Source organism: Bradyrhizobium sp. ISRA464 (assembly GCF_029910095.1).
Lineage (GTDB): Bacteria > Pseudomonadota > Alphaproteobacteria > Rhizobiales > Xanthobacteraceae > Bradyrhizobium.
On sequence record NZ_CP094526.1, the window covers coordinates 7,799,052 to 7,824,641 of the forward strand.

A 25,590-nucleotide genomic window follows, 5' to 3' on the forward strand; every position below is an offset into this window, starting at 1 on the left:
GGGACACCGTCTACTGACATCTGCTGACAGCAGAACCGCGTTTAAGTCCTCTCGTCCTTTACCCTTTTCTCGCTGCCGGACTCGTCCCATATTCCGGCCATGGCGAAGACACCAAGCACTCCGAAAAAGCCCGGCAAATCCCCCAGATCCAAAGCGCACCGGCCTGAGGTCCAACCGATCGGACCCGCGCTCGCCGAATTGCTCAATCCCGCGATCAATCGCGGTGACGCCGGCATGGGCTCCGGCACCGGATTGCAGCCGCCGCCGGACAATTCCTGGGACCGCCGCTCCGGCGGCGAGGCCGCCGCGCACCGCGCGCGGGCGTCGACGCGTGGGACGAGCGAACAGGTCGCGAGGCGCGACGCCGCCGGCCTCGAGGAGGCGCCGCAGGCCAATTACGGCACCTCGGCCACCGTCCCGACTCTCGATCCGGAGCTGGCGCGGCAGCTCGGCCTGCCGACCGCCGAGGACGACGAGGAGGCACTGGCGCGGCCCCCGCGCAGCAAGATGGAAGCGCTCGGCGTCAAGGCGACCGCCGACGCGCTGGAGAATTTGATCCGCGACGGACGCCCCGAATTCCGCAGGGAAGACGGCTCCATGCGGGTGTGGACGCCGCATCGGCCGCCGCGCCCGGAGAAATCCGAAGGCGGCGTGCGCTTCGAGATCAAGTCGTCCTACGAGCCCAAGGGCGACCAGCCGACCGCGATCGCCGAGCTGGTCGAAGGCATCAACCGCAACGACCGGACGCAGGTGCTGCTCGGCGTCACCGGCTCGGGCAAGACCTACACCATGGCCAAGGTGATCGAGGCCACGCAGCGCCCGGCGCTGATCCTGGCGCCGAACAAGACGCTGGCCGCGCAGCTCTACGGCGAGTTCAAGAACTTCTTCCCCGACAACGCGGTCGAGTACTTCGTCTCCTATTACGACTACTACCAGCCCGAGGCCTATGTGCCGCGGACCGACACCTATATCGAGAAGGATTCCTCGATCAACGAGCAGATCGACCGCATGCGCCACTCCGCGACGCGCGCGCTGCTCGAGCGCGACGACGTCATCATCGTGGCTTCGGTGTCGTGCATCTACGGTATCGGCTCGGTCGAGACCTACACCGCGATGACCTTCGCGCTGAAGAAGGGCGAGCGGATCGACCAGCGGCAGCTGATCGCCGACCTCGTGGCTCTTCAGTACAAACGCACCCAGGCCGAATTCACCCGCGGCACCTTCCGCGTCCGCGGCGACGTCATCGACATCTTCCCGGCGCACTATGAGGATCGCGCCTGGCGCGTGAACCTGTTCGGCGACGTCGTGGAGAATATCGAGGAGTTCGACCCGCTCACCGGCCACAAGCAGGACGAGCTCGAATTCATCAAGGTCTACGCCAATTCGCACTATGTGACGCCGCGCCCGACGCTGGTGCAGGCGATCAAGTCGATCAAATCAGAGCTGAAGCAGCGCCTCGACCAGCTCAACGACCAGGGCCGCCTGCTGGAGGCGCAGCGGCTGGAGCAGCGCACCACCTTCGATCTCGAAATGATGGAGGCGACCGGAAGCTGCGCCGGCATCGAGAACTATTCGCGCTATCTCACCGGGCGCCGTCCCGGCGAGCCGCCGCCGACGCTGTTCGAATATGTGCCCGACAACGCGCTGGTGTTCGCCGACGAGAGCCACGTCACCGTGCCGCAGATCGGCGGCATGTTCCGCGGCGACTTCCGCCGCAAGGCGACGCTCGCCGAATACGGCTTCCGCCTGCCCTCCTGCATGGACAACCGCCCGCTCCGCTTCGAGGAATGGGACATGATGCGGCCGCAGACGATTGCGGTGTCGGCGACGCCGAGCGGCTGGGAGCTGAACGAGAGTGGTGGCGTGTTCGTCGAGCAGGTGATCCGCCCGACCGGACTTATTGATCCTCCCGTCGACATTCGCCCTGCCCGCACCCAGGTCGACGACCTCGTCGGCGAGGTGCGCGCCACCGCAGCCGCCGGCTATCGCTCGCTGATCACGGTGCTGACCAAGCGCATGGCGGAAGACCTCACGGAATATCTGCATGAGCAGGGCATCCGCGTCCGCTACATGCACTCTGATATCGACACCATCGAGCGCATCGAGATCATCCGCGACCTGCGCCTCGGCGCGTTCGACGCGCTGGTCGGCATCAACCTGCTGCGCGAGGGCCTCGACATTCCCGAATGCGCGCTGGTCGCGATCCTCGACGCCGACAAGGAAGGCTTCCTGCGCAGCGAGACCTCGCTGATCCAGACCATCGGCCGCGCCGCGCGCAATGTCGACGGCAAGGTGATCCTCTATGCCGACAGCATGACCGGCTCGATGGAGCGTGCGATGGCCGAGACCACGCGCCGTCGCGAGAAGCAGGTCGAGTACAACAAGGCCAACGGCATCACGCCGGAGAGCGTGAAGAAGTCGATCGGCGACATCCTCAACTCCGTCTACGAGCGCGACCACGTGCTGGTCGAGATCGGCGACGGCGGCGTCGCCGACGACGTGATCTCGATCGGGCACAATTTCGAGGCCGTGCTCAACGACCTCGAAACACGGATGCGCGAGGCCGCGGCGGACCTGAACTTCGAGGAAGCCGCCCGCCTGCGCGACGAGGTCAAGCGGCTGCGCGCCACCGAAATGGCCGTGGTCGACGATCCCACCGCCAAGCAGAAGGCCGTGCAGAACCGCGCCGGCGCCTATGCCGGCACGCGGAAGTACGGCGATGCGGCGAACCTCCCCGTCAGCGCGCTGAAGAACAAGTCCGCGCAGACCTCGCTCAAGGCGAGCCGCGGCGGCAAGAGCGGTTCGCGGATCCACAAGCCCGATCTCGACGAGATGCACGGCCCGGAGTCGCTGCCCTTCCGCGCGAGTGGCGTGCTGCCGACCAAGCCGTTCGGCACGACCAGCCGGATCATCCAGCCGACTGACTCCCGCCAGTCCGGCCCCGAATTCGGCCCCTCGCCGCGCTCCAGCGGCGGCGCGCCGGGCAAGCGGGGTGGATGGAAGAAGCGGTAGTCTAACAATCTGAAATTGGGCGCTGGCCTCCGCCTGTACTTTTAGTACCCCCGAGCGACCACCGCGCAAGAAGGCGGGATGCTGTCTTGCCGCTGCGCATTCGCCAAGACTATGGTGGAAGGCCGGCCTTTCGCAGCCCGTCAACCAGGTGCTCCAAGTCTTCGGCGCGTTTGAGAATGGATACCTGCTTCTGGGTGCCGCTGATGCTGTATCTTGGATTCAGGCGTAGAACCTCGCTTGCCTCTGCGCGAGCATCTTCCATTCGTCCCAGCTGAGCGTACGTCGCGGCCAGGAAGGCGTGGCCATACTGGTGATTGGGCGCGCGGCCAATCGCTTCAGTCAACCAATGTTGGGCATCGTGGTACTCTTTGAGGTGGTAGTGAGCTACGCCGGCCATCAACGGCGCAAAATGCGGATGGAATGGATCAAGGCGCATTTGCAACTTGGCGATGGCAATAGCTCTGGCCGGCTCTCCCACCGAGTAAAATATTTGCGCAAGGCGGTAATCCGCGAAATTGGGGTTTAGCGCAAGCGCTCTTTCGGCAGCGGCAGTCGCTGCGTCGAAGTCACGCTTCCGGATGATGTTATAGCCCAATTCGGCATAGGCTTCGGGCAGGCTCGGATTGAGCGCAATTGCCGTGCGCGCCAATTTGATGGCCAGGTCAAGGATAGTCGGGCTCAAATATTCATCGTTCAGGGGATTGAGCCAAGCCACCCGGTGAGTGCTGGCCAGCATTGCATAGCAACGGGCATATTTCCGATCGATGGCCAGCGAATCCGCAAGATGCCCTCGTGTCCTCAATAATTCCGGCATTTGCCACGAGGACTGGAACGATATCCAGGCCGCAGCCGCGCGCATGTAGTGATCGTAGGCCTGCCAAGTCGCGGGCGGCTTGAGCAAGGCGCGTTCGGCTTCCGCCATGTTCACATGCGCGACCAGAATTGCGGCGATCGTCCGCGCAACGTCGTCTTGGATCGCAAATACATCCTTTAACTTCTGATCATAACGCTCGGCCCAGCGGTGGACGCCGCTTGCAGCATCAATCAGCTGCGCCGTGATCCGAACTCGGTCATTGCCCCGACGAACGCTGCCCTCCAAAACATAGCGAACGCCGAGTTCTCGACCCACCTGACGCAAATCAACCGCTCTGCCCTTGTATCGAAAACTCGAATTGCGGGCGATCACGAACAAGTCGGAGAAGCGGGACAACTCGGTAATAATGTCTTCCGAAATTCCATCCGCAAAGTACTCCTGCTCCGGGTCGCGACTCATATTCTCAAAAGCCAGGACAGCGACCGATGGCTTGTCGGGAAGCGCAAGCGCCGGCCGCGCCACAGCGTTGCCGAACGACACGCGATAGACCCGCACCGGCCGCGCAATGTTCTTCAGTTGATGCTCGCCACTATCTTCGAATTCGACGTCAAGCTTATCCTGCGTATCTTCTCGTACGCGTTGCGACACACAGATGCCGCCCGGCTCGCAAAGCGCCTCGAGCCGAGCCGCAACATTCACCCCGTCCCCGAAGATATCGCCGTCTTCTATAATGATGTCGCCGGCATTGATGCCAATGCGGAACTCGATCCGTTTCTCAATTCGCACATCGGTGTTTCGGGTGATCATGCCACGCTGTATCGCAACGGCGCATCGCATCGCGCTGACCACGCTGGCAAACTCCACCAATATTCCGTCGCCGGCGCTTCTGATGAGCCGCCCGCCGTGCTTTTCGATCTCGGGATGGAGGAGCGCGGACAGATGTTCGTTCAGCCGGGCGTGCGTACCTTCCTCATCAGCACCCATTAGGCGGCTGTAGCCAGCCACATCGGCCACGAAAATAGCACTCAGTCGCCGTTCCACACGGTCTGCGGCCATAAAAGCTCGCCCTGATCCGATCTTTAATCAAAGTCTATTGTCAGAAGCAGGAGGTTGTCTATCGGGCTCCGAACACTGCTGTCCTTCAGGCCGTGCCAGCCCGCGTACGAGATCGGCGAGATCGACCTCGGTATCGAATTCTGCCTGTTTTGATGGCGAACCGCGTGCGATTCGCGGACGGATGGGCGCCCGCAGCGCGCCGGAGAGCACGAAGCCGGTCAGATGACGTCTTTCAGAGGTTGCGCCCTTGAAGGGCGCGTCGTCCAGTTGTCTTTGAAAATCGCGATGCTCGTCGAAAAAGGGATCAGCGCATGACGAGACTCACGCCGCTATTTCTCGCCGCGCTTGTGATGCTCTCCAGTCCCGCACTGCCGAATGATGGGCAGATTACATTGGTTGTGGGATTTGCGGCAGGGGGAACCTCTTCAACCGCAGCCAGAATCGTTGCTGAAGCAGCAGAGCAGATTACGCGAACCTCGACGATCGTGGAAAATCGACCTGGTGCGGGAGGGGCGATAGCGGCGGATTGGGTACTTCGGCAAAAGGGGACTCAGACACTCTTGTTCATGTCCTCCACGTCGTCGCTCAGAACGTCTCCTCAAAGCGAGCTCGTGCCCATCGGAATTTTGGGGACCTTCTCGTACGTTGCTGTCACGAGAAAAAACGCTGCCGCGCATCTTGCTGAATACATGAAGGAAGCCTCGCAAGATTACCCGGTGGGCGCCAATACTTAAGGTGCTCGGAATTCAACCCTGACCCTGCCGTCCGGAGCAGCGTCGATTTTGCGTGCCCTTTGGTCAGGCGCTCCGCCGTCTTTTCCGCATTTGGCAAGCCCATGTTTGGGGGCTGCCTCGAGCTCCGATCACGGAGCCCCTGCACGGAGACCAGATTGCAGCCTTGTCGGGCGCTGGCGGCCCGGGCACTAACGGCGCTTTGATACTTTCTGGACCGTCTTGAGCGCTTGGTTGACGCCCTTCAGCGATTCATTGACACCCTCCAGCTGCGCTTGCAGAGCATCCCTGCGCTTCTGTAGGTCCTTCAGCAGTGCTTTCCTTTGCGCCGCGGTCAATTCCTCGAAGTCGATGAGATCCACTGCAAATCTACACATCGCCGCCTCCAAGTGGCAAAACTAGATTTGATCAATCCCTTGTCCACTACGCGGCTGAATTGTCGGCAATTTCCGGTGTATAATCAAGCTGGATGATACTCGGATCGCACGAATCTTGGGCGACCTTGCGCATGGCAGGACACCGGCACAAAGCGTTGCATTTTTTTCAACGGCTTGGTGCGACTGACCTGATCGTTTCAAGGATCAATCAATCGACCAAGCTGCGCGTTGGGGTTTGCGGCCGCATTGGCCAAGATTGCCGTGTAATCGGCAATCCAATTCTGGACGGTGTTTGGCTCGAACAAGTCGTCCTTACGCCCGCATATGCCGGTAATCCCCAACGGGGTGTCCTTGAGGGTTATCGAAAGCCAAGCGCGATCGATCGGCATGACAGACCGTTCTTCCTGGTAGCCGAACGGCCGAACCGCCAGACCGGGCAGCTGGAGCGCTCGGCGGAACGCAACTTGGAGAACAAAATAAACCTGAACGAGTGATGCCGGGCACAAGCCGGTTTCTTCAGCTAGTCGGCTGGCAATGATATCGAAGGGAAGCTCTTGTCTGGCGTAAGCCTCCAAGACGGCCTTGCGCACGCGATTAAGCGCTTCGCCAAAGGTCAGATCAGCATCAAGTTGGGTGCGGATGACCGTTGTGTTCGCGAACGGACCGATCACGCGTTCTGTCCTGAGTTGAGGCCGGTTGGCCATCAAAGTCGCTACGCAAATGTCGTTGCGTTCGCTCCGGAGCAACAGCAGGGTCTTGAAACCGGCGAGCAAGCTCATGAACAGAGTTACGCCCCGGTCGCGGCTCATGGCACTCAGCTGCGTCACCAGATTGTTCGATATTTGAAATGGTTCCTGGAGAACGCGCGAGGTCAATTCGCCTCCAACGCTGCTTTTCGGGGCTGCAAATGGCGGTGAGGCTTTGTCGAGGCACCGCTTCCAGTAAGCGAACTGTCTGTTTGCTTCCTCGGTGCTGGACCACAAACGCTGCCAGCGAGCGAAGTCGGAAAACTGAAAGGATGGTTCGGGCAGCTGCGCCTTCGCACCGGCAAGCGAAGCGGCATAGATCTCCAAAAGCTCCTCCATGAAGATCACCATCGACCAGCCATCAATGATGATATCGTGCATGACCAGAAGCAAAACGTGGTCCCTGGCATCGAGCCGGAAGATATAGGCCCGGAACAGTGGCGCATTGTTCATGTCGATCGGCGCCAAGGAGCCCCGCTCGGCTTCCAACTTCGCCTTTACCAGCAGAAGTTCCTTGGCCCGGGCATCTCCGGCATGCGCCGGAGCTGCATAATCCTTCACGGTCAGGATTGAGCTGACATCGACGTCCGGCACGACGCGAGCGAGAGGAACCTCACCCTGCCAGATGAACACCGTGCGCAGCATGTCGTGCCGACGCACGACCTCGGCAAGGCTCTGCTTGAGCACGGGAATGTTTAGTCGGCCCTGCAATCGATAAGCGAACGGCAGGTTGAACTGAGGTAATCCGGGTAGTTTTCGCTCGATGCGTAGCATGCGCTCCTGCACGATGGACACCGGCTGTGGGCCATCTCCGTCAGTGCGCGAGATCTCCATGGGCGGATCGTGCGGGCGCGCTAACGAGCCGGCGCCCTCTTTTGATGAGCCAAGGCGAAGCGCAAGAGCCGCAACGGTCGGCGAATTGAAGATATCCTCGAATGACAGCGTGATGCCGAAGCGCTCTTCCACACGCAAAATCATCTGTGTCATGGCAAGTGAATCCACCCCGAGCGCGAAGACATCCTGGTCAACGCTGATCTGATCGATGTCCAGGATGTCCTCCCAGATACCGGCCAGTTGACGCTCCAATTCCGAGCTGGGCGCAACTCCCTTGCCGCCGTCCTGGATTGGTCGAGTCTTTGAGAAGCGGGCGGCAAGTTCATTGCGCTTGATCTTCCCGCCGGCGCCTTTCGGGATCTCCGGCACAATCAGGATGAGGCCAGGGACCTTAAACCCTGCCAGGCGTCCTCGGGCAAAGTCTCGGAGACTTTGTGCGTTGACCTTTGCGTCCTGACGCAGCACGACAGCGGCGGCGACGTCCGCGCCTAGTCGCTCATGGAGGGCAGGGAAAACAGCGGCTTCGATCACATCCGGGTGGCTCAGCAAGGCACCCTCTACCTCGGCGGGGGCAACCTTCTGCCCGCCCTTATGGATGATCTCCTTGATGCGACCGACGATGAAGAGATACCGGTCGGCGTCCAGGTATCCGAGGTCGCCGGTCCGGAACCAGCCGTCCTGAAATGCGGACGTGGTAGCGGCGGCGTCATTGTCGTACCCCCTGGTTATGGTGGGACCTCGTAGCGCGATCTCGCCACGTTTGCCGGATGGCAAGCGACGACCTCCCCTGTCCAGTATCGCGATCTCGGGGCCAGCCGGCCGACCGACTGAACCGCGCTTTCGCCGCTGCAAGGGATTTGCAGCGATCTGGGTGGCGGCCTCCGTCATGCCGTAGGTGTCGATAACGGGAACACCAAACAACGCTTCCAGTCCGTCGAGCACTTCCGACGACAGAGACGTCGAAGCCGAACGAACGAGCCGCAAGGAGGACCGCTGCGCAGCCTGCCTGTAGGGATCCGCCGCCGCCAATAGCGCGCGATGGATTGCCGGTACCGCCGTGTACCAGGTTGGTCGAAACTCGGTCAGCCAGCCGAAGAACGCTGTTGCATCGAAGCCGGGCGGACAGACCGCACTGGAGCCTGCCGCAAGCGCGGCCAGAAGTCCCGAGATCAAGCCATGCCCATGAAAGAGAGGCAGCACGCTCAGCAATCGGTCGCGAGCCTCAAGCTCCAAGGCGGCGCCAACGTTGTTGGCCGACAGACAGACGCTCGCATGGGTCAGAGGGACCGTTTTTGGCCGCGACGTACTGCCAGATGTCATCAGGATGAACGCGTCGTCAGCGCCGGACGCAAACTCGTCATCAATCAGGAATTGCGGCGCCCGATCGACAATTCTGAACGCGCCGGCCCCCTCGTTGGGCCGCATCGACACATCGATCACGGGCACGCCCTGGATGCGGGCGGCGCGCCGGCTGGCCGAGTTCAAGTCAGCGTGCGTCAGTAGCGCCGCTAGGTGCAATTCGCCGAAATAACGCTGGTATTCATCACAGGTAAAACCCGGATTGAGAGGCACACAAACCGCGCCGGCTGCAACCGTGATCGCCACTACTGCAGCCTCTGGTCCGTCCGGCAACACCACCGCGACCCTGTCAGTTCGGCGCACGCCGATGTTCCGCAACCCGAAAACCACTTCGTTTGCCTGCGTCCACAGCGCGCCATACGTCATCGGGAGGCGTGCGGGGGCCAGAATGGCGTGGCGCTCCGGCGCATTTTCCGCATGGTCGGCGAGGAGATCCCGAACGCACGGAAAGGGGCGTGTGCCGGCGCTCTTGCGTGCGATACCGTTCTGCAATTCCTTGATAATATTCGACAACGCCGCCCCCTCTACGTCAATGTCGCTCCGTATCCTGCGCTGTTGAAGTCATTTCCCAGAACCATCAAACACATCGAAGGGCGAGAATACGCGGATAACGTCGTCGGGCAATCGACCGCAGGCGCCTCGGCTGCGCTCAGGCCAGTTACCCGTTCTGACAGCATCTTAGGAAGCTCAACGCTTATAGCCCGCACTGAGTCACCCATGACGTGAGGCAGGTCACGCCCGGCGCGGGATCGCACCGCGAACGCGGGGTGCGACAAATCAACCCGACGGGCAAAATTTCGCTTCGCGTTTGACCCAACTCAGATGTTCAATCTGCCCGTCTCACCCGATCGAGGGGCGCTTCGCGATCGTCACGGGTGTTGCGGTGAGATGCGGTGGACGCGGAATGCGCAACTGACGAGTGCGTATGAGGCGGACGGTGAAGTCGTGCAGGCCTGACGCCCTAGTGGCAGGTGTCTCATCGGCCAGAGGCCAAGCCTCTCGCGGATGACGGTGACAACAAAGCCCAGTCTCACCGGGGAGAGCACGTATAAGCCGTAACCCATCGCGCAGGGAAGGCCGGGCTGTTTCCGGTTTCACCTGTGGTCCTACCCCCGTGCTTTCCATTTGCACGGGACCCATGGGTGCGATCGGCACCCGGTCTTCCCTGCGCCCTCTGCTCAATAGGGGGCGAAACGAAGAGCAAAACTCGGACGAATCATGTCGCGAGAATGCGGACTCACATCCTCTCGGTTGTCATGGCCCACGCAGGCGGGCCATCCAGTACGTCGCGGCCTCTCCCTGCAAGCACTGGCGTCTCTGGAATACTGGATCACCCGCATGCGCGGGTGATGACGACGAACAAGCTGTTTGACATGTGAATCGGAAGCTGACCCGTCATGCTGAGGAGGCCGCATCGCGGCCGTCTCGAAGCACGACGGCCACCAGCCGGGCCGCGGTTGCTGTCCCTAGCCTGACCGCTTGTTGCTGGTGTTCTGGGTCAGATTGCCGTGCGCGCCCTGCTCGCGGATATTGTGCTTCTCGTCGTCGCGATGGCCCTTGGTGGTGTCGAGGGGAACGCTGGGTGCGCTGCCGGGGCCCTTGTGGCTCTGATTGTCGTCGGGGACGGGCTGGACGTTTCTTGTCTTTGCTTTCGTCATCATTGTCTCCGTTACGCATGGAGACAACGCCGCCCGCGCGGGCGGCGTTCCGGAAACCTCAGGTCACAACTTGTCTTGCTGCGTCACAACTTATCCTGTTGCCTGTTCTGCGGCGTCGGCTGGGCCTGCTGCTGCTGGCGCGTCTGCATCTTGGCGTGGTGGCGACCATAGAGGCAGCCGGCCGCAGCGCCGAGCATGCCATGATGGCCGGCATAGTGGCCGGCGACGCCGCCGACGATCGCGCCCTTGATGCAGCCCTTGGCGTCGGCGGGAGGCGCAATGGCAAGCGCACCGATGGCAATGGCGGAAGCGAGGAAGACGGATTTCATATGATGTGGCTCCGGTGAAATCTGCCGAATCAACGGCCGAGCCGCCCCGCCGGTTCCCGTCCCTCCTTTGCAGAAAACCGCTGCGCATCCGTCCGGATCATGCTCTAACTGCCGCCGTATTGCGGACGGCCTTTTCAGGATCATGCCCAGTTCACCCAATCCCGTAGTCGCGCTGGTACTCTGCGCCGCGGCCTTGTTCATTGCAAATCCGGCTCGGGCGCAGAACAGCGATCGCGCGCTGCTCGCGACCTTCTGTGCCGCAGCCAGCATCAAGGGATCGACCTGCGTGCGCGCGAGGTCGTATCCGAACGCTGCCGGCCGGGCGTGCGACGTGAAGCTGACAAAAGAGCGTTACGCCGGACGCTTCCTCGCTGCCGGCAACGCGCTGCTCGTCGTCGATTATGAGAGCGAGTGCGAACCGCACGCCGCCGATTTCGGCGGCGTCGCCTTGTTCGCGCAGAATGGTCAGGCGTACCGCTTCGTCCGCTTCCTGCCGGGCGCGCAGGGCCACGACTGCATCGTCCTGCCGCGGGACGAGCAGCGGGACGCGCTGGTCTGCGCGCTCGGCCATATGGGCCAGGGCATCCTCGAAAGCGCGGTGGCGCGGATGGAGTTCACCAGCAAGGCCGGCAAGGGCATCGCGATCTCGCCCGACTTCCTGGTCAGGGCCGAAGATACGGTGAGCGCCTATGGCTCCAACGTCGTGACCTGCAACGAAGGCCCGAAATATTTCGGCCTCTCCAATCTGGCCGCGGGCCCGCGGCGGAATTCGGTGGCCGTCGACGTCGACTACGCCGACGACGAAACGATCCGCACCGCCTGCGGCGAAGGCTTTCCGAAGCCGAAGGAATTGTACCACGACCTCGAAGCCGGCGAGGCCTTTGTGCCGCCGGGCTACGAAAAGAAGAAGCGGTTCACGATCGACCTCGTGACACGCAAGGCCGCGCCGGCGGATTAAGCGGCCATCAAGCGCCCGGCGCGACGGCGAGCCGGCCTCGCCGGCCGGCCCCGGAGGAGAGCAGGGCCTTGACCGGCGTCAGGACCGGCTCGCCGCCGGCAGCGTGCGACCTATTTGGTGACGACGTCGGCGATCTTGTTGTCGGACGGATTCACGATCAGCACCTTGTCCTGCGTCATCGCGTAGCGATAGGGCCGCACCTCCGGCACATCGCGGCGGGCCCGGCGCGGCAACGGATAGGTGCTGACACTGGACGGCACGACGGCGCCGACCGTGGCGTTGAAGCCCGACGGCGCGGTCTGGTTCGAAGCGTGGCGGCTGACATCCTTCCAGATCGACTTCTGCTGGGTGTCGGAAAGCGACAGCGTGTCGCTCGCGGCCGGCGCCTTGCCGGCGTGGTTCGACATCTGATTGGCGGCTGCGGCGGTCACACCCGACAAAGCCAGCATTGCGGCGGCGAGCGGGATGGTGCTTTTCATGAGGGTCTCCTGGTCACGGATCCGTCGCCCATGTCGGCCCAACCGGGCACGCGCGGGGAGGTTTCATTAATTCGCGGACACCTGCGCGCCTGCTTCACATGTTCAGGACGCCCGGACATGGCGAGTCAGCGTGCGCGCCGATCCGGTCATGGACATCGTTGCGCCTCTGTCGCGGCCGGATTGCGCCACACGAAGCGTTCGCGTGCATCGCGCGCATCAATACATGCCTTGGTTGCTGAACCCAAATCCCCTCTCACACGTCAAACATTCGGTTGATTGTGGAACAGTTCGGTCCACAATGAGGAAAAGGACGGTCGGAGCAAGACCGGCGGAGTCGACCATGGGCGAGGATCTGAACCGGCAGCGCGTACTGAACTTCCTCGATGTCTACTATGCCGGCGGCATCGAGGGTGCGCTCGACCACTGCAGCGACGACATCGCGTTCCTCGCCAATGCGCCGATCGACATCCTGCCGCATATGGGCCAGCACCGCGGCAAGGCCGCGCTGCGCCAGATGTGGACCACGATCCACAACCGCTATTCCGACATGCGCTACGAGGCGCCGATCGTGGTGGCCGCGGGCGACAAGGTCGCGGCCCAGCTCCGCGTCTTCTTCCGCAAGCGCGACAACGCACGCGTGGTGCAGTTCGACGCCGCGGCCTTCTACACCCTGCGCGACGGCAAGATCACCGAGATCCGCGAGATCATCGACACTTTCGACCTGGTCCAGCAGGTGCTGGAGCGCGACATCGCGGCGACTTGACCGGCCGCACCGAACTCTAGCGCGTGATGAGATTAGGTTGAGCTGGAGCGGCAACGGAGGCTCACCTCTCCCTTGGGAGAGGTCGGCGTGTAGCGCCGGGTGATGCTGCGCTATTCGCTCACCGCGCTCGACTCTAACAAGCCGATTTCGCTGCGGATCGCGCATTTCGCCCGGTTCAGGACCGGCCGACTGACCAGCTTCCGCGTGCTGGTCGACAGCTTCGACCTCGTCGAGCAGACCGTGGGTTATCCGATCCATCTGCCGCGTATCGCGGTCTGACCCGGTTTCGCGATTTCACGCGTTCGTCATGTCCGGGCCGTCGTTCCGGCATCCGCGGCCGGTTTTTTTGCCAGCCCCGAGCGGGCCGCGGGTTGCCGCGCCGACTTGCGCGACTACATGCTTGGCGCGCCGGCCCGGGCATGGCGGCAGCCTGTCCACATAACCCCGGTTGCCACAATTTCGTACCACGGGAATCGCATCTTGCGGCTCTGGAATTCGCGGGCTGGGAATGACCACCACATCACGATTTGGCTGGGCGAGGCTGCCACTGTTGGCGGCCGGCTTCAGCGTGGCCATGGCACTTTCGGCCGCGGCGCAGACGCCTCCTACCAAGGATGACGCCCCGACCGAAGAAGCCAAGCCGGCGGCCGACGCCAATGACGCCGACATCCTGAAAGATATCGACGAGAGCAAGCTCGACTGGAGCCAGCTCAACACCGATCCCACCACCCTGCCCACGCTGGTGCCGAAGGGCGCGGCCAAGCCGAGCAGCACCGCCAGCAACAATCCGTCCTGGTCGTCCAACCTCAATGCCAACGGCACGTCGGGGGTGTCGGTCAAGCAGTCGATCTCACCGTTCCTCGACACCCAGGTGGGTGCCGACATGACGGTGGCGCGGCAGGGCACGCTGACGACGTCGGAGGAGCTGTCGGAACGGGTCGCCAATGGCGGCAACCTGCCGGAGTCCGGAGGCTCTGCCTGGGCCTCGATATCAGCGCCTGGCGTGGCCTCGATCTGGGACAAGACCTCGGTGGAAGCCCGCGTCGATCCCGGCGCCGATCAAAGCAAGATCGGCACCTCGCTGAGCAAATCGGTGCCGCTGTCGGATCAATATTCACTGACGCTGCAGAGCGGCTACAACATCATCCAGCAGGGCGTGGTGCCGATGCCCGGCATCGCCGGCCACGCGTGGCAGAGCTACGACACCGACCAGTCGGCGAAGCTGTCCGTCAACGACACCGGCACCAGCATCACGGCAGGACAGACCCTGTCGACCTCCGACGACAGGTGGCTGCGCCGGGTCGGCGCCGAACAGAAGCTGTTCGACGGCGTCACTGTCTCGGGCTCGGTCGGCGAGACCGCACAGGGCACGACCAGCAAGAGCATCAGCGCCGGCTTCAAGCGGACGTGGTGAAGACTCCGTTAGTCTTGTCGTGCTAATGATCAATCATTGCCGCAACTTGGCCCAGATGCGGTCAAATTCGGCGGGACACATAGGTCTGCAACTATCATCACATCAATTCGTCGTGCGGGGGACAGCCGCGCTTCGCCATGCGAACAGGGGAAAGCCGATGAACGTTACCAATCGATCCGAAGACGCTGAGACGAATTCGGACGTCGACACCAACCTCGCCGCCGTCTCGGAGGTCGAGGCTGGAATCCGCGACTTCGTGCGCAACGACATCGCCTATCTGCGGCGGCCCGTGGCGAGCCCGGAGACCGCGCCGGTCGAGCCGAACACCGACGCCACCGTCAACAACGTCAACTCGCTGATCCAGCGCGTTGCCGGCACGTCGCTGGCCGAGATCGAAAAGCTGATCTCGGAACTCGAGAGCCTGCGCGACCTCCTGCATGCCGAGGGCCAGCGCGTGCAGCGTGAGATTTCCGGCTATGCCCAGCTCAGCCAGGCCGCGATGAAGTCGACGCGCATGATCGCCGACAACGTCACGCAGTGGAAGCGCGCCGCCGACGGTCTGCGCAATAGCTGATCTGGCACCTTCACCAAGACCGACAGCCGCCGCCTCTCCCAACGGGAGGCGGCGGCTTCATTTTTGCCATGGCCCTCGAAGCATGCTCGAGCTGGCCCTGGCGGTAGACGGCCTCCGTGCCTGTGTGACGCAACACATCACACAGGCAATTCTTGCGGGAATTGAATTGAACCTTAAATGCAGAGGCCGCACCAAATCCCAAGCGCCATCGGGGCGATGGACATCTTTGGGGGAAATTCATGCAAAGCGTTCGACCGGATAACACCGCTCCGATTCCGCTGCGCCGGTCGCAGCAAGGCGTCGGTACGATCATGATCCGGTTTATCGGACTGCTGGCAGTGGCAACCGCGGTGATGGTGCTGATCTGGAATCGATAGAGATCCGCGCGCCTGCGAATCGGGATCAGCGTCTATGGTGAGAGGATTCCGACCTACCGATTGATGCTCGCGGTGGTCTCGAACGAATAGTCGCCGTCGGCAAAGCCCTTCACGACCATTCCGGTGGCCAGCATCACAACGAGCGTTACCGTCGCGAAGATCAAGCCGACCAGTTTCAGCGCGCTGCGATCTGCCATGGGTATCCCCTGAAGCTGTGCCCTGAAACCATAGGCAGGCACAAAGGTTCACAACGCGTTAGCAAAAAATGCGTTTCACGCAACGCACAACAGCGTGGGCGCGTGTAAGTCGTCTGCTAACCATGGCGTTCCTGCAACATCAGGTGCTTGCGGGCAACATCAGGAACCGGGATGCCGTCGCGGCACGAACGCGGTCGCCAGGAAAGAGAACACCACTTCGCCGCGCTGATTGGTGCCGGTGTTGCGCCCCTGCAGGATGCCCCATTCGGGACGGCTCGACGAGGTGCGCTTGGTCTCGACCTGATTGGAGAAGCTGACGGTGTCGCCGGCGAGCACCGGACGGATCCAGCGCAGTTCGCGGAAGCCCGGCGAAGGCCCCCATACCGCGACCGGCTCGCCGCGCGCGGCGGCCTCCGCCGAGAGCCGCTTGCCGTCGGCGACCAGCAGTTTCATGCACACCGCCGCGACGTGCCAGCCGGATGCGGCGAGTCCGCCGAACAGCGACTTGCGTCCTTCCTCCTCGTCGAGATGGAAACGCTGCGGATCGAACTGCGAGGCGAAGCGCTTGATGTCCTCGGCCGTGAAAGTGAACGAGCCGAAGTCGCGCCGCGCGCCGATCTCGATATCCTCAAAAAAGCGCATGCGCATAACATCCTGACTTGAGCATGATCTCCGCGCAAACGCCTTGCGTTTGTCGCGAGGAAAACCGCTCCACAATTCTCCGGATCATGCTCTACCCGCCCGCACTGTCGCGACGGCTGACGATGATCGGCGACTCCATCTCGCACAGCACCTCGCCGCGCGCATTGCGGATCGTGCCCTTGAAGGTCACGATGCCGGTGCTCGGCCGGCTGCGCGAGACGCGCGCCTCGACGACGTCGACATCCAGCGTCAAATCGTCGCCCGGGCGCAGCGGCGCCATCCAGCGCATCTCGTTGACCCCGGGCGAGCCGAGCGAGGCGGTGCGGCCGATAAAGCCGTCGAACAGCATCCGCATCATCAGCGAGCCGAGATGCCAGCCCGAGCCGGACAGCCCCCTGAGCATCGACTTCCGCGCCGCCTCTTCGTCGAGATGCATCGGCTGCGGGTCGAATTCAGCGGCAAAGGCCAGGATTTCGTCGCGGGTGACATGGCGCGGGCCGAACGTCCCGAAGCGGCCCGGCGTGAAGTCTTCAAAGGTCAGCGTGGTCATTGGGTGAGGATATGCCGGAAGGAAGCCCGATTGTGGCCGTTATTTGCAGCAATCACAACCTGTCCACTCGCATAGCTCGTCCCTGACTTGCCCGGCGCCCGGTTCAGGGCTAGCCCTTGGCCGCAAGGGGGCAGGCTAGGCGGACTGCGGCATCCATCCCCATGGTGAGGAGACGCCTCTCACTCCGTCTCGCGCCATGCGGCCCGGCTGGTGGCCTCGTCCTTCGACAGGCTTGCTTCGCAAGCTTCTTGGGATGAAGTGATCAAGCCGGTTATCACGCAGTAGGATGAGACGCGAATCATGTTCGGCTTGCCGGGAGAACTACCGATGTTCGATTTCCAGGATCTGTTTCAGTGGGACCGTTTCATCACGCCCACGATCATCAAGACGTTCTACTGGCTGGTGATCGGCGTCATCGTGCTGTTCGGGATCTCCGGCATCCTGTCGAGCCTCTCGGCCATGGCGATCAGCCCATTCGTCGGTTTCGTCCTGCTGCTCGCATCGATCGCCAGCATCATTGTCGGCATCGTGTTCTCGCGCATCGTCGCCGAATTCATCCTGATCGTATTCCGCATCAACGAGCATCTCGGCGCGATCCGCGACCAGGGCGGCATGCGCTGAGGCCTTCGGGGGGCGCGGGCTTCCGGTGAAGAAAGGGTGAATGCGGCGCCGCCAACTTGGACGGCGCGGCGAGCGGGAATCTTAGAGCTTTTGGCGTACTGCTCTCCCCCGGGGACGATATCGGGGGGCGACCTCTTGAACACCGACATCGATCACGATCGGCGCTATCCGATCAGCGAACGCGCCCAGCGGCGGCATGACGTATTGATCGGCTCGTCGTTTTTGATCTGGGCGATGCTGATCGGCTTCGCGCGGTTATAAATCGCCTGTGATCGCCTGACGCGACGCCGTGGGCACCGCCATGGTTAATCGGCGGTAGCACCTGTGGTCAAATCCGAGCGAAATTGCGGCCGGGATATTAAAACCGATCGCGTATCACCGTCACCGCCGCAAACAAGAATTGCACGGGGGCGTCGTGAAGTCGGAAGTGCGTTCGATTGCCGTGAGGCCCAAACTTGCTGCCAGGCCGGGCTTCACGATCGAGGATATTTTGTGGGCCGTCGGCATCTGGTCGGTGATCCTGACCCTGACGCCGGTCATCATTTTCTACATGCTGATGGTGGCGTAAGGCCACCTGCCTCGTCATTCCGGGCTCATGCTTCGCATGCCCCGGAATGACATTTCAAATATTCACGACCACAAAAAACGCGCGGAGCCCGCGCGTTACTTCCAGGTCGAAGCGGCGTGATTACGCCGCCTGCTTGTGCATCGCGCCGGACGCCGACGCCGAACCGCGGATCGCCTTGATCGAGCGTTCGATCGCGGCCCACAGCCGATTGATCTCGGCGGCGGCGCGGCCTTCCGCGTAATATTCGCGGGCGCCTTCACCCTGGCCGAGCGCCATCAACAGATCGGCGCGATTGGTGATCTGGCCGCTCCACACCGGCGCGCGGAATTTCGCCAGCGCTTCACGCGCGATCGCAACGATGCGGCTTTCGGCGCCGTCGCGCTGTGCGGGCGCGCCGTTGATCACGACCGCATAGGGCTTGCGCACCGAGCGGCAGGTCTGGATGGTTTCCTGCACCGCGTTGACGTCGAACACGCCGGGCCGCGCCGGAATGATCACCATGGTGGCGTGCTTGATCGCGTCGCCGACCACGGCCGAGAGATTCGGCGGCGTGTCGATGAACACCCATTCGATGCCGTCACGCTGGGCTTGAGCGATGATGCCGCCGACCGAATTCACCGCCGTCTTGATCGGCGGTTCGTTGGTGCCGCGCAGTTTGTGCCAGAGGGTCAGCGAGCCCTGCGGATCGGCGTCGATCAGCAGACAGGGCTTCGTTGCCTTGTGCACTTGCGCGGCAAGGTGAGCAGCCAGGGTACTTTTCCCCGAGCCCCCCTTACGCGAAGCGAAAACAATGACGTTCATACCTTGGCCTCCACATTGACCCCAGAAGCCAAAAATGAATCAGCACGCTGATTCGTGAAAGAAAAAAAACTTGCAATTCGCAAAGTCGCCCAGATTACCGGCGCGTTTTGGCTTTTGAGTCACACTTCGCACATGACACAACTGGAAATGGAGCGAGCTAACCGCTTGATTGGCTCATCGCGCGCGCTTTGCGGCGCGTTTGTTGCGCTCGCGCTCGAGCCATTTGCGTTCGATCCAGCCGAGCAATTGCGCGGTCGGCTTCTGCAGGAATGGAACATCCTGCGCGAACAAAAGGAGTCCGAGCGGCAGCATCCAGAGCCCGAGCACCGGCAGGAAGCTGAAGATGCCGCCGAGCACCAGCAGTATCGCGAGCGGAACCCGCACGTAGCGCGACGACGGCTTGCGCAGCCACGCGACGAACCGCGCCGGCCGCGCCGGAAGCTTGGCTTCGAACCAAGCGAAGTGCCGATCGATTTCCCGCTTATAAAAGTCGCTCACGCCTCTCTCCCGGTCCATCCCGCGCACGGCGCGATGGAGTCTTCATCCGCACAGAACGCCAAACACGAGAGATGATGCTGCGTGACAACGTCACAAGGCGTCAGTCTGTCGCGCGCGCGGGTCTTGAAATTGTCGTGACGGCATCCTGGCGCGGCCAGACCGGCAACCGCGTCTAGCTCGCGGTGGACTTGGACTTCTTTACCCTGTGCGGATGCACCGGTTTGCGCTTGGTGACCGGCCGGAGCGCGGGACGCGCAGTCACCCCTCCCGGTTCCGGAGCTGACCGGAAGAACACCTTGCAGGGCGGCGACAACAGCTCCCGGTTCCGGATCATGCAGGCCGTGATGCGATCGACATCGGGAATCTCGGAGTTGCAGAGCCGGAACGCATCGGGCGTGCAGGCCTGCTGCTGCTCGTCGGTATAGGCCTCGCCCCGCGCCGGCAACAACGCGGCCGCGAGTCCCGTCGAGAGCACAAGCGCAAACGAAAAGCTTCTTGAACGGGCGATTGCCATGCGTCCCCCCAAGGCGTCGTTTGCGGGAATTGTGGGAGAACAGCTTGAGAAGTGCAAGCAGGTGAGATGACGCGCTGAAGTCGCAACGAGCTTGGACTTGTGAGCTTGGACCTGTGAGCTTGGGCTTGCGCTTGGACCTGGAAGGCTTCGCGGTGTCGCTGTCGCGTGCGGGCCGCTTCCGTGGGATGGTACAGTCGGATGGGGACTGCCCGCCCCCAGCTTCAGCATTGACAAATATGGCGAATTTTTCACTCGAGACGGCTTCGCACTGAGCCCCGCACAAGGGATGGCGATCGTGCTGAGATCGCCATCTAGTTGCCCAAGTCGGCGCTGCCTACTGTGGGTTTTCTAGACGGCGGGCCGCCCGTGAACCCTGACGAGTATCTCTTACGACTTCTCAACCAGTTTGCGCACCGGTCAGCGATATTTGATACGGCGGTAGGCTTCGTGGCAGGCCAGGCCGTATTCAAAGGCGCCCTTGTCACATCGTTGCTGTGGCTGGGTTGGTTTCAGCGTGACCCCGATCAAAAGCGGCGCCGGTCTCTGGTCATCTCAACGCTTGCGGCGACAATCGCGTCACTTTTGCTCACAAAGATCATCAGGTCTTATCTGCCGTTCCGGCTACGCCCAATCCATGATCCTGCGGTTGGCTTTACATTGCCCTACCACGTCAGCACTGAGACGCTGTGGAACTGGAGCTCCTTTCCGAGCGACACCGCTGCATTTGAATTTGCGTTGGCTGTTGGTGTGTTCATGATCTGGCGCCGCTGGGGTTGGCTCGCGATCCTGTACAGTCTTGTTGTGATCTCCCTTCCGCGCGTCTATCTCGGTTACCATTATCCTTCTGACATCGTGGTGGGTGCCCTAATCGGTGCTGCTGTCACGCTCATAATGGGCCGTGAAAAAATCAGGATACCGCTGAGCCAACGGCTTTTGCTTTGGAGCAATGAGTATCCCGGCGCCTTCTATTGCGCCTTCTTCCTTTTCACATATGAGGTCGCGGCAGTCTTTGAGAACACTCGCCAGATTTTAACTGCTGCCTGGAAGCTCCCGCACCATTGGTAGAGGTAGCCGCTCATACTCATCGCGCACGTGCGCCGGGATATGGCGATCTGTGCAAACGCGCCCACTTCATTCAACCGTCCAGCGTCTGCGTGCTTGAACGTGAGGTGATCGCCGTAAGCGATCCATTCGCAGCGATGGCGCTGGATTGCTTCCTGCCTGATCCGGAAGGCACGGTGGCGAAGATGAAAGCCTACACGATGTTCCAATCGCGGTGTGCACAACGCGGCCACATCGCGCTCGCCAAGCTCACCTCCGAACGGAATTTTGGAAAGAAGCTCGTGGGGGTCGCCGGGTTCGAAGGTGTGATCACTGGGCCCCGCGCCCACGGTCAACCTCGAACGTGGCTCGGGATGCGCCTACGCACTGCTCAAGAGCGAAAGGCCGGTGATGACTGAACACGCTGAACCACATAAAATACGTGGTTCAGCGACCAGCCCGGCCATGCGCCAGCCGGGACCGATCCCGCCGCCAGCGCCCCCCGGCCCGGCCGGGGCAAAAAGGCGGGCGCGCCTCCGGCACTGCGTGGAAAATTCCATCATGCATACAATCTGGGCCCCGCCCCTGGCCCTCTACGCTGCCCAGTCCATGATTGCGTCAATGAAAGTCTGAGCTTGGCGGATCGCATCCAGCCTAGTAGCGCAAACGCCGACCGAGACTGTCCGGCCCTTTCCCACGGTCCATTTCCAACCGCTCGGATAGCTCATCTCTATGACCGAAAAGCTGATGCCTCGATGTTCCACGGAGGACCTCCGCTAACATGGGTTGTCACGCGCCAATGAGGTTACTGCATTGGATCGGCCCAGCCTAGGTGCCACCCCCGGCTGCGGCCCTGCACCTAATGGCGGCGCACCTAGGGGGACCCCGCCGAATGCTGGCAAAAATGAAAAATAATGCGGGTGGAAATTCCGATCCGGCCCCGACAGTTTTCGAGGTGATAAGCGTAGGGGACTCGTCCACGCTACCTTGCGAACAGGCGGCAACTCTCACATGTGCGTGGCCGGGGCCGGTCCAACCGCCAAGCTAGTCCGGCCCGCCCTTGTCACTGGCGATCCCTATCGGGGACCTGAGCTACAGCGGATCGGCGATCTTGTCGGGGGCGCCAAATTTATCCGCCGCAGGTAAGAGCGAGTCGCTATAGTCCAGTAAAATGCGCGGTTCGAATTCGTGCGTGAGTCGGATTCTGCAATAACAGCGAGTCGGAACCGCGGGTTTTCAGGATAACGGCGAGTCGATGTACTTCGATCTATCTCTAAGCCATTCTACTATCTATGTTTATTGGCGCGTCTTACATTGGCTCTTCGTTGGTACCGTCACTACGCGATGGCACCTGCGGCTGAGACCAGCCTACCGGTTTCTTTGCCGCGGCCTGCCCTATTCGGCTTCAGCAGCTGAGGAGTCATCGCCGGCGTCGACCGGACCTGTCGCGCGCGGGCTCGCGCTCATGATCGTGTCGTACGATACCGGGCTCCACCTTCTGGTCTCGCGATCGAATTCCACGAACTGCCCGCCGTGCACGGAGAATATCCGAAATTGCGGAAAGCAGGCGAAGGCGGCGTCCCGATCGACTTCTCCCTCGCCGCCAGAGAAATGCCTAACGAGGATCGGGCCGAAGGCGAATATTCCGACCGTGCGGTAGCCGCGAACGAGCCACTCGTTGCTGGTTCTTCGCTCGTCGATGCTCCGTCCGCAGCTTTCCGGGGTAGGAGCGTAGCCGCCCGATATGATCTCGCCGGTCGACGGATTGAACGAGGTGCCGTCGTCGTTGGCCCCAACGGTGACAACGGAGTCGTTCGACGGGATATCGACAATGATGCCGATGCTGCCACCGGCATTCGCGTCCGCGGGGTGCATGCCGGGACGCTGATATGGCCCGACATCGCCGGCCATGATCGTGCTGAAGGAGAGCGGGACGTCGGCCAGACCGGCCGCCTGCCGAAGGTCGTCAGGAAAGACCAGGCCGGGGTGGTTGCTCATCAGCGTCGAGAAATGGACCAGCAGTGCCTGGCGCTCCCGGAGGAAAGACCGGATCGAGAAGTCGGTCTGGTCGGACGGCGTGGTTTCGGTGGTGCCTTGAGTGTTCATCGGTATCCTTCTTGGGACCGTTGATATCGTCCTCAGGTTCCGGTCAGGCCTAGGGAAGGAGCCCAGGAATGGGATCGTTGTATTTAGAAATCTGCAGATGGTTTCCGGGCATTCAGGGCGCCAAAACCGATAATATATTGGCGTTCTGGCAGACCTCTCGGCACCCGGGCATGGTCTGCTTCCTATGGAAATCGCGATCTTAACCCTCAAGGACCCGGCCCGAAGCTCCAGGAAGCGAGGCTTCCGGGCGAGCAACACGGTGATCGCCCGGAAGATTTGCCCACTACCCCATCATGGGCCGCGGCGGACCTGATTTCTCCCGTAGCTGGAGATCCCTCAGGACTCCCGCCGGCATCCGAACGTTGCCCACGGACGTGACCATCAGCGGCAACAGGTCGATCAGCAGCGGCAATCCGGTGATACCGAACGACCTCAGGCGGGCCTCTTCCTCGGCCTGGCGGTGCCGATCCTCCCACGGTGCAGTGGCATCTTCCCAGAACCACGTTTCGTCCTGGTGCTTGATCCAGTCTGTCGATGGGACCTGCTGCGGCCGCTGTCCGTCGCGCAGGCGCCAGAGTGGAGCGTAATCTCGCGAGAACAGGACTTTGCTGCCGTCCGGTTCCGTCCAGGCGCCGTAGACGAAGTAAAGCCGGTGCGGCAGAAACGGCGGCAGCGGATCGCGAGGAATGGAGATCTCCTCGCGTGTGCAGATCCCACAGCGATTATCGGTGATGATCTGCACCGGGGAATCGCGCCCACGGCCGAAGTCGGCCGTCAGCATGGCAAGGCGTCGGGGTCCGGCGAAGCTCCCGTGGAAACGAACGGTGGTCCCCGCCATTCCGTAAGCGGGCCGAAGCTCGCCCAGGCTCTCGACATCACGGCCGGGGAGGCGCACCGCGCGGCGAGGTCGAGGATATCAGGTGAGCTCGTCCCGGCGGGCGGATAAGTTTGCGCACGCTCATGGCGCCGCGGCCGCGGGATTGCCACCTTCCTGGGGGAAGGTAGTCGCCCCCTCCAGCCTGGCTTCACGACATGTGCAATGCCGCCAATCATTCCGACGCCTGCGACTGCGGATTCGGTGGAGACACGGGCGGTGGTGGCGGCGGCCGCTGGGGGAGCGTTTCGAATTTCGTCCTCAACTACTCGCCGCCAGCTTTCGGATGGTCTCGCGACAGCGACGGGACGGTCGCAAGCTACGTCAACCCCAATGCGCGTTGCCCGGTTTGCGGATGTTCGGTTTTCTTCTACCGCAGCCCATACAACGGGCGCGTCTATTTCGACGATCTCGGCTGGCCTTGGCCGAAGCACCGCTGCACCGACAATCGCCAGGAGCCCCGGCGAGCGACCCGCACGTCCATAGTGCCGAAGTCGCTCGGGGACACTCGATGGCATCGGGAGGGCTGGAGTCCGCTCCTGTCGCTGCATGTAGCTCAGGAGGGCGGTCGCGCCGCGGTCCGTGGCGACCTCGACGAAACCTTCGTCGACCTGGTCTTGCCGGCGGGTCAGAGGATCGACCGCGAGACTCCGGTCCTGATCAAGCGGATCCTTCCCCGCCTCTTCCGGATCACGTGCCTCGCCTCCGATCCGACGTCGACGAGGCCCGTCGAAAGTCTGGCGTTCGATAGACGGCTGCTCGGCGCCCGCGACGATGCGATCAGGCGAGCCGCGGACGGGGACGCATCCGGCCTCCAGGCGGTCGGCGGCTATCTCCTTTGGAAGCTCGAAGACCCGGCCGGAGCCAGACCATACCTTGAGGCCGCGGCGGCAGGTGGAAGCTTCGAAGCGATCCTCGACCTGTTCGTGGTCTCGCTCTTCGAGACCGCCCGTCCCTCCGATGCCGCTGCGGTTCTGCCGGAGGCCGAGCTCGCGTCGTAGTGCGTATCCGTCGCCACGCGGGACGCCCCCGTGTCGCGGTCTTTTTTGCTGAGGCACGATCCCTTCAGCGGGAGCCAACGATCATGCGCGTTGTGTTCGGGTATCTCGTCAAGGCGGCGCTGTTCATCGGGCTCGATCTCTTCTTGCGTCGATTCCTTGGACCGGTCGTCAGCAATCTTTCCGCCTTGATCGGGTTCGGATTGTGCGAGGCTTGGTCGCTCGTCCGGCACGCCGGAATCGACGCCGTCGTCGATTTTCTCATGGACAAGCCGAAGGAGATTTTCGAATTCGTACTCGGGCTTGCGGTGCTGACCGTCCCGCTCTGGGTGGGTAGTCTGCTGTTGTGGTATGGACACCCGCTCCTCGCATGGCCGCTTATGATCGTCGGCGAACCCGCGTGGCTGGCTTTGGTGTGCGAGGACGAGCGACGCGAGATCATCGAGTGGTCGTTCGCAATTCCGGTGATTGCGGCGCCTCTCCTGGTCGGATGTCTGCTGTCGTGGTTTGAACACCCGATCCTCGCAGCGCCGTTGATTTTCGTCGGCGAGCCCGCGTGGCTCGTCTACGTGGTGAAGCATGCCCCGCCCAAAGAGGCGGGCCCGGAGCCGCCTCCAGGTGGCAATAGGCCTACGGATCCGCCACCGGAAGCCGGAACGCCGGGTGCCGTAGCGCCCGCATAGGCTCGATCCGCACCTT

28 protein-coding genes and 1 pseudogene are annotated in these 25,590 nt (G+C 62.3%); 14 read left to right on the forward strand and 15 right to left on the reverse strand.

The window, feature by feature from the left end; all coding sequences use genetic code 11:
* Positions 1 to 99: 99 nt before the first annotated feature.
* The gene (uvrB, locus tag MTX19_RS36105) at positions 100 to 3,012 is read left to right on the forward strand and encodes an excinuclease ABC subunit UvrB (protein WP_280985722.1); all 2,913 of its coding nucleotides are present in this window, start codon (positions 100 to 102) and stop codon (positions 3,010 to 3,012) included.
* 109 nt (positions 3,013 to 3,121) lie between these two features.
* On the opposite strand, the gene MTX19_RS36110 is transcribed toward uvrB, so the two are convergent.
* Positions 3,122 to 4,882: an adenylate/guanylate cyclase domain-containing protein gene (locus tag MTX19_RS36110; protein ID WP_280981454.1), complete on the reverse strand. Its 1,761-nt coding sequence runs from the start codon at positions 4,880 to 4,882 to the stop codon at positions 3,122 to 3,124.
* A gap of 311 nt (positions 4,883 to 5,193) precedes the next feature.
* Here MTX19_RS36110 and MTX19_RS36115 point away from each other — a divergent pair, with 311 nt between their 5' ends.
* Complete coding sequence (locus MTX19_RS36115) at positions 5,194 to 5,616, forward strand: tripartite tricarboxylate transporter substrate-binding protein (RefSeq protein WP_280981455.1); 423 nt, start codon at positions 5,194 to 5,196, stop codon at positions 5,614 to 5,616.
* A gap of 188 nt (positions 5,617 to 5,804) precedes the next feature.
* On the opposite strand, the gene MTX19_RS36120 is transcribed toward MTX19_RS36115, so the two are convergent.
* The 4 genes from MTX19_RS36120 to MTX19_RS36135 form a co-directional block, all read right to left on the reverse strand.
* The gene (locus MTX19_RS36120) at positions 5,805 to 5,975 is read right to left on the reverse strand and encodes a hypothetical protein (protein ID WP_193395257.1); all 171 of its coding nucleotides are present in this window, start codon (positions 5,973 to 5,975) and stop codon (positions 5,805 to 5,807) included.
* Between the two features lie 212 nt (positions 5,976 to 6,187).
* On the reverse strand, positions 6,188 to 9,442 hold the full coding sequence (locus MTX19_RS36125) for an AMP-binding protein (RefSeq protein ID WP_280981456.1): 3,255 nt from the start codon (positions 9,440 to 9,442) through the stop codon (positions 6,188 to 6,190).
* Between the two features lie 953 nt (positions 9,443 to 10,395).
* The gene (locus MTX19_RS36130; protein WP_280981457.1) at positions 10,396 to 10,587 is read right to left on the reverse strand and encodes a hypothetical protein; all 192 of its coding nucleotides are present in this window, start codon (positions 10,585 to 10,587) and stop codon (positions 10,396 to 10,398) included.
* Between the two features lie 83 nt (positions 10,588 to 10,670).
* Positions 10,671 to 10,916 carry a hypothetical protein gene (locus MTX19_RS36135; RefSeq protein ID WP_280981458.1) on the reverse strand — a complete coding sequence of 82 codons (246 nt, stop codon included), beginning with the start codon at positions 10,914 to 10,916 and terminating at the stop codon, positions 10,671 to 10,673.
* Between the two features lie 142 nt (positions 10,917 to 11,058).
* Here MTX19_RS36135 and MTX19_RS36140 point away from each other — a divergent pair, with 142 nt between their 5' ends.
* Positions 11,059 to 11,874, forward strand: a complete 816-nt coding sequence (locus tag MTX19_RS36140; RefSeq protein ID WP_280981459.1) for a hypothetical protein — start codon at positions 11,059 to 11,061, stop codon at positions 11,872 to 11,874.
* 110 nt (positions 11,875 to 11,984) lie between these two features.
* On the opposite strand, the gene MTX19_RS36145 is transcribed toward MTX19_RS36140, so the two are convergent.
* A complete protein-coding gene (locus MTX19_RS36145) occupies positions 11,985 to 12,353 on the reverse strand; it encodes a DUF1236 domain-containing protein (protein WP_280981460.1) in 369 nt (122 codons plus the stop codon).
* Positions 12,354 to 12,693: 340 nt separating this feature from the next.
* Between MTX19_RS36145 and MTX19_RS36150 the strand changes: the two genes are divergently transcribed.
* Positions 12,694 to 13,116, forward strand: a complete 423-nt coding sequence (locus tag MTX19_RS36150) for a nuclear transport factor 2 family protein (protein WP_280981461.1) — start codon at positions 12,694 to 12,696, stop codon at positions 13,114 to 13,116.
* Between the two features lie 102 nt (positions 13,117 to 13,218).
* Positions 13,219 to 13,395 (forward strand): annotated as a pseudogene (locus MTX19_RS36155) (ketosteroid isomerase); the annotation flags it as partial.
* Between the two features lie 15 nt (positions 13,396 to 13,410).
* On the opposite strand, the gene MTX19_RS36160 reads toward MTX19_RS36155, so the two are convergent.
* Positions 13,411 to 13,692: a hypothetical protein gene (locus MTX19_RS36160; RefSeq protein ID WP_280985019.1), complete on the reverse strand. Its 282-nt coding sequence runs from the start codon at positions 13,690 to 13,692 to the stop codon at positions 13,411 to 13,413.
* Between MTX19_RS36160 and MTX19_RS36165 the strand changes: the two genes are divergently transcribed.
* Both MTX19_RS36165 and MTX19_RS36170 read left to right on the forward strand, forming a co-directional pair.
* Positions 13,625 to 14,530 (forward strand): hypothetical protein, encoded by a 906-nt coding sequence (locus MTX19_RS36165; protein WP_280981462.1) that lies wholly within the window; start codon positions 13,625 to 13,627, stop codon positions 14,528 to 14,530. The two genes, MTX19_RS36160 and MTX19_RS36165, sit on opposite strands and share 68 nt — an antisense overlap.
* Positions 14,531 to 14,687: 157 nt before the next feature.
* Positions 14,688 to 15,104 carry a hypothetical protein gene (locus MTX19_RS36170; RefSeq protein ID WP_280975495.1) on the forward strand — a complete coding sequence of 139 codons (417 nt, stop codon included), beginning with the start codon at positions 14,688 to 14,690 and terminating at the stop codon, positions 15,102 to 15,104.
* 430 nt (positions 15,105 to 15,534) lie between these two features.
* On the opposite strand, the gene MTX19_RS36175 is transcribed toward MTX19_RS36170, so the two are convergent.
* From MTX19_RS36175 to MTX19_RS36185, 3 genes are all read right to left on the reverse strand, one after another.
* Positions 15,535 to 15,678, reverse strand: a complete 144-nt coding sequence (locus MTX19_RS36175) for a hypothetical protein (RefSeq protein ID WP_201456095.1) — start codon at positions 15,676 to 15,678, stop codon at positions 15,535 to 15,537.
* Between the two features lie 159 nt (positions 15,679 to 15,837).
* Positions 15,838 to 16,320 carry a MaoC family dehydratase gene (locus tag MTX19_RS36180; protein WP_280981463.1) on the reverse strand — a complete coding sequence of 161 codons (483 nt, stop codon included), beginning with the start codon at positions 16,318 to 16,320 and terminating at the stop codon, positions 15,838 to 15,840.
* A 91-nt stretch (positions 16,321 to 16,411) separates the two neighbouring features.
* Positions 16,412 to 16,870 carry a MaoC family dehydratase gene (locus MTX19_RS36185; RefSeq protein WP_280981464.1) on the reverse strand — a complete coding sequence of 153 codons (459 nt, stop codon included), beginning with the start codon at positions 16,868 to 16,870 and terminating at the stop codon, positions 16,412 to 16,414.
* Between the two features lie 327 nt (positions 16,871 to 17,197).
* Here MTX19_RS36185 and MTX19_RS36190 point away from each other — a divergent pair, with 327 nt between their 5' ends.
* From MTX19_RS36190 to MTX19_RS36200, 3 genes are all read left to right on the forward strand, one after another.
* Positions 17,198 to 17,491 carry a DUF4282 domain-containing protein gene (locus MTX19_RS36190; protein ID WP_280975492.1) on the forward strand — a complete coding sequence of 98 codons (294 nt, stop codon included), beginning with the start codon at positions 17,198 to 17,200 and terminating at the stop codon, positions 17,489 to 17,491.
* 135 nt (positions 17,492 to 17,626) lie between these two features.
* Complete coding sequence (locus tag MTX19_RS36195) at positions 17,627 to 17,752, forward strand: hypothetical protein (protein WP_280981465.1); 126 nt, start codon at positions 17,627 to 17,629, stop codon at positions 17,750 to 17,752.
* A 154-nt stretch (positions 17,753 to 17,906) separates the two neighbouring features.
* Positions 17,907 to 18,059 (forward strand): hypothetical protein, encoded by a 153-nt coding sequence (locus MTX19_RS36200; RefSeq protein WP_280985020.1) that lies wholly within the window; start codon positions 17,907 to 17,909, stop codon positions 18,057 to 18,059.
* A 120-nt stretch (positions 18,060 to 18,179) separates the two neighbouring features.
* Here the strand turns inward: MTX19_RS36200 and MTX19_RS36205 are convergent, their stop codons facing one another.
* From MTX19_RS36205 to MTX19_RS36215, 3 genes are all read right to left on the reverse strand, one after another.
* Positions 18,180 to 18,860, reverse strand: a complete 681-nt coding sequence (locus MTX19_RS36205; protein WP_280975490.1) for a ParA family protein — start codon at positions 18,858 to 18,860, stop codon at positions 18,180 to 18,182.
* Between the two features lie 174 nt (positions 18,861 to 19,034).
* Positions 19,035 to 19,358, reverse strand: coding sequence for a hypothetical protein (locus MTX19_RS36210; RefSeq protein WP_280981466.1), 324 nt, complete (start codon positions 19,356 to 19,358; stop codon positions 19,035 to 19,037).
* A 172-nt stretch (positions 19,359 to 19,530) separates the two neighbouring features.
* On the reverse strand, positions 19,531 to 19,872 hold the full coding sequence (locus MTX19_RS36215; RefSeq protein ID WP_280981467.1) for a hypothetical protein: 342 nt from the start codon (positions 19,870 to 19,872) through the stop codon (positions 19,531 to 19,533).
* A gap of 366 nt (positions 19,873 to 20,238) precedes the next feature.
* On the opposite strand from MTX19_RS36215, the gene MTX19_RS36220 reads away from it, so the two are divergent.
* The gene (locus MTX19_RS36220; protein ID WP_280981468.1) at positions 20,239 to 20,937 is read left to right on the forward strand and encodes a phosphatase PAP2 family protein; all 699 of its coding nucleotides are present in this window, start codon (positions 20,239 to 20,241) and stop codon (positions 20,935 to 20,937) included.
* Positions 20,931 to 21,332 (forward strand): hypothetical protein, encoded by a 402-nt coding sequence (locus MTX19_RS36225; RefSeq protein WP_280981469.1) that lies wholly within the window; start codon positions 20,931 to 20,933, stop codon positions 21,330 to 21,332. The genes MTX19_RS36220 and MTX19_RS36225 overlap by 7 nt, the downstream gene beginning before the upstream one ends.
* A 976-nt stretch (positions 21,333 to 22,308) precedes the next feature.
* On the opposite strand, the gene MTX19_RS36230 is transcribed toward MTX19_RS36225, so the two are convergent.
* Both MTX19_RS36230 and MTX19_RS36235 read right to left on the reverse strand, forming a co-directional pair.
* Positions 22,309 to 23,019: a hypothetical protein gene (locus tag MTX19_RS36230; RefSeq protein WP_280981470.1), complete on the reverse strand. Its 711-nt coding sequence runs from the start codon at positions 23,017 to 23,019 to the stop codon at positions 22,309 to 22,311.
* A 283-nt stretch (positions 23,020 to 23,302) separates the two neighbouring features.
* Positions 23,303 to 23,800, reverse strand: a complete 498-nt coding sequence (locus MTX19_RS36235; RefSeq protein WP_280981471.1) for a hypothetical protein — start codon at positions 23,798 to 23,800, stop codon at positions 23,303 to 23,305.
* A 251-nt stretch (positions 23,801 to 24,051) separates the two neighbouring features.
* Between MTX19_RS36235 and MTX19_RS36240 the strand changes: the two genes are divergently transcribed.
* On the forward strand, positions 24,052 to 24,894 hold the full coding sequence (locus MTX19_RS36240; protein ID WP_280985723.1) for a hypothetical protein: 843 nt from the start codon (positions 24,052 to 24,054) through the stop codon (positions 24,892 to 24,894).
* An 83-nt stretch (positions 24,895 to 24,977) separates the two neighbouring features.
* Positions 24,978 to 25,574, forward strand: coding sequence for a hypothetical protein (locus tag MTX19_RS36245; protein WP_280981473.1), 597 nt, complete (start codon positions 24,978 to 24,980; stop codon positions 25,572 to 25,574).
* Positions 25,575 to 25,590 lie beyond the last annotated feature (16 nt).

What these genes read in the sequence shown, in the direction of transcription:
- uvrB (WP_280985722.1), top strand. Translation starts at nt 100, where the DNA reads ATGGCGAAGACACCAAGCACTCCGAAAAAGCCCGGCAAATCCCCCAGA.
- MTX19_RS36110 (WP_280981454.1), bottom strand. Translation starts at nt 4,882, where the DNA reads ATGGCCGCAGACCGTGTGGAACGGCGACTGAGTGCTATTTTCGTGGCC.
- MTX19_RS36115 (WP_280981455.1), top strand. Translation starts at nt 5,194, where the DNA reads ATGACGAGACTCACGCCGCTATTTCTCGCCGCGCTTGTGATGCTCTCC.
- MTX19_RS36130 (WP_280981457.1), bottom strand. Translation starts at nt 10,587, where the DNA reads ATGACGAAAGCAAAGACAAGAAACGTCCAGCCCGTCCCCGACGACAAT.
- MTX19_RS36135 (WP_280981458.1), bottom strand. Translation starts at nt 10,916, where the DNA reads ATGAAATCCGTCTTCCTCGCTTCCGCCATTGCCATCGGTGCGCTTGCC.
- MTX19_RS36140 (WP_280981459.1), top strand. Translation starts at nt 11,059, where the DNA reads ATGCCCAGTTCACCCAATCCCGTAGTCGCGCTGGTACTCTGCGCCGCG.
- MTX19_RS36145 (WP_280981460.1), bottom strand. Translation starts at nt 12,353, where the DNA reads ATGAAAAGCACCATCCCGCTCGCCGCCGCAATGCTGGCTTTGTCGGGT.
- MTX19_RS36150 (WP_280981461.1), top strand. Translation starts at nt 12,694, where the DNA reads ATGGGCGAGGATCTGAACCGGCAGCGCGTACTGAACTTCCTCGATGTC.
- MTX19_RS36165 (WP_280981462.1), top strand. Translation starts at nt 13,625, where the DNA reads ATGACCACCACATCACGATTTGGCTGGGCGAGGCTGCCACTGTTGGCG.
- MTX19_RS36160 (WP_280985019.1), bottom strand. Translation starts at nt 13,692, where the DNA reads ATGGCCACGCTGAAGCCGGCCGCCAACAGTGGCAGCCTCGCCCAGCCA.
- MTX19_RS36170 (WP_280975495.1), top strand. Translation starts at nt 14,688, where the DNA reads ATGAACGTTACCAATCGATCCGAAGACGCTGAGACGAATTCGGACGTC.
- MTX19_RS36175 (WP_201456095.1), bottom strand. Translation starts at nt 15,678, where the DNA reads ATGGCAGATCGCAGCGCGCTGAAACTGGTCGGCTTGATCTTCGCGACG.
- MTX19_RS36180 (WP_280981463.1), bottom strand. Translation starts at nt 16,320, where the DNA reads ATGCGCTTTTTTGAGGATATCGAGATCGGCGCGCGGCGCGACTTCGGC.
- MTX19_RS36185 (WP_280981464.1), bottom strand. Translation starts at nt 16,870, where the DNA reads ATGACCACGCTGACCTTTGAAGACTTCACGCCGGGCCGCTTCGGGACG.
- MTX19_RS36190 (WP_280975492.1), top strand. Translation starts at nt 17,198, where the DNA reads ATGTTCGATTTCCAGGATCTGTTTCAGTGGGACCGTTTCATCACGCCC.
- MTX19_RS36205 (WP_280975490.1), bottom strand. Translation starts at nt 18,860, where the DNA reads ATGAACGTCATTGTTTTCGCTTCGCGTAAGGGGGGCTCGGGGAAAAGT.
- MTX19_RS36215 (WP_280981467.1), bottom strand. Translation starts at nt 19,872, where the DNA reads ATGGCAATCGCCCGTTCAAGAAGCTTTTCGTTTGCGCTTGTGCTCTCG.
- MTX19_RS36230 (WP_280981470.1), bottom strand. Translation starts at nt 23,019, where the DNA reads ATGAACACTCAAGGCACCACCGAAACCACGCCGTCCGACCAGACCGAC.
- MTX19_RS36235 (WP_280981471.1), bottom strand. Translation starts at nt 23,800, where the DNA reads ATGCTGACGGCCGACTTCGGCCGTGGGCGCGATTCCCCGGTGCAGATC.
- MTX19_RS36240 (WP_280985723.1), top strand. Translation starts at nt 24,052, where the DNA reads ATGTGCAATGCCGCCAATCATTCCGACGCCTGCGACTGCGGATTCGGT.
- MTX19_RS36245 (WP_280981473.1), top strand. Translation starts at nt 24,978, where the DNA reads ATGCGCGTTGTGTTCGGGTATCTCGTCAAGGCGGCGCTGTTCATCGGG.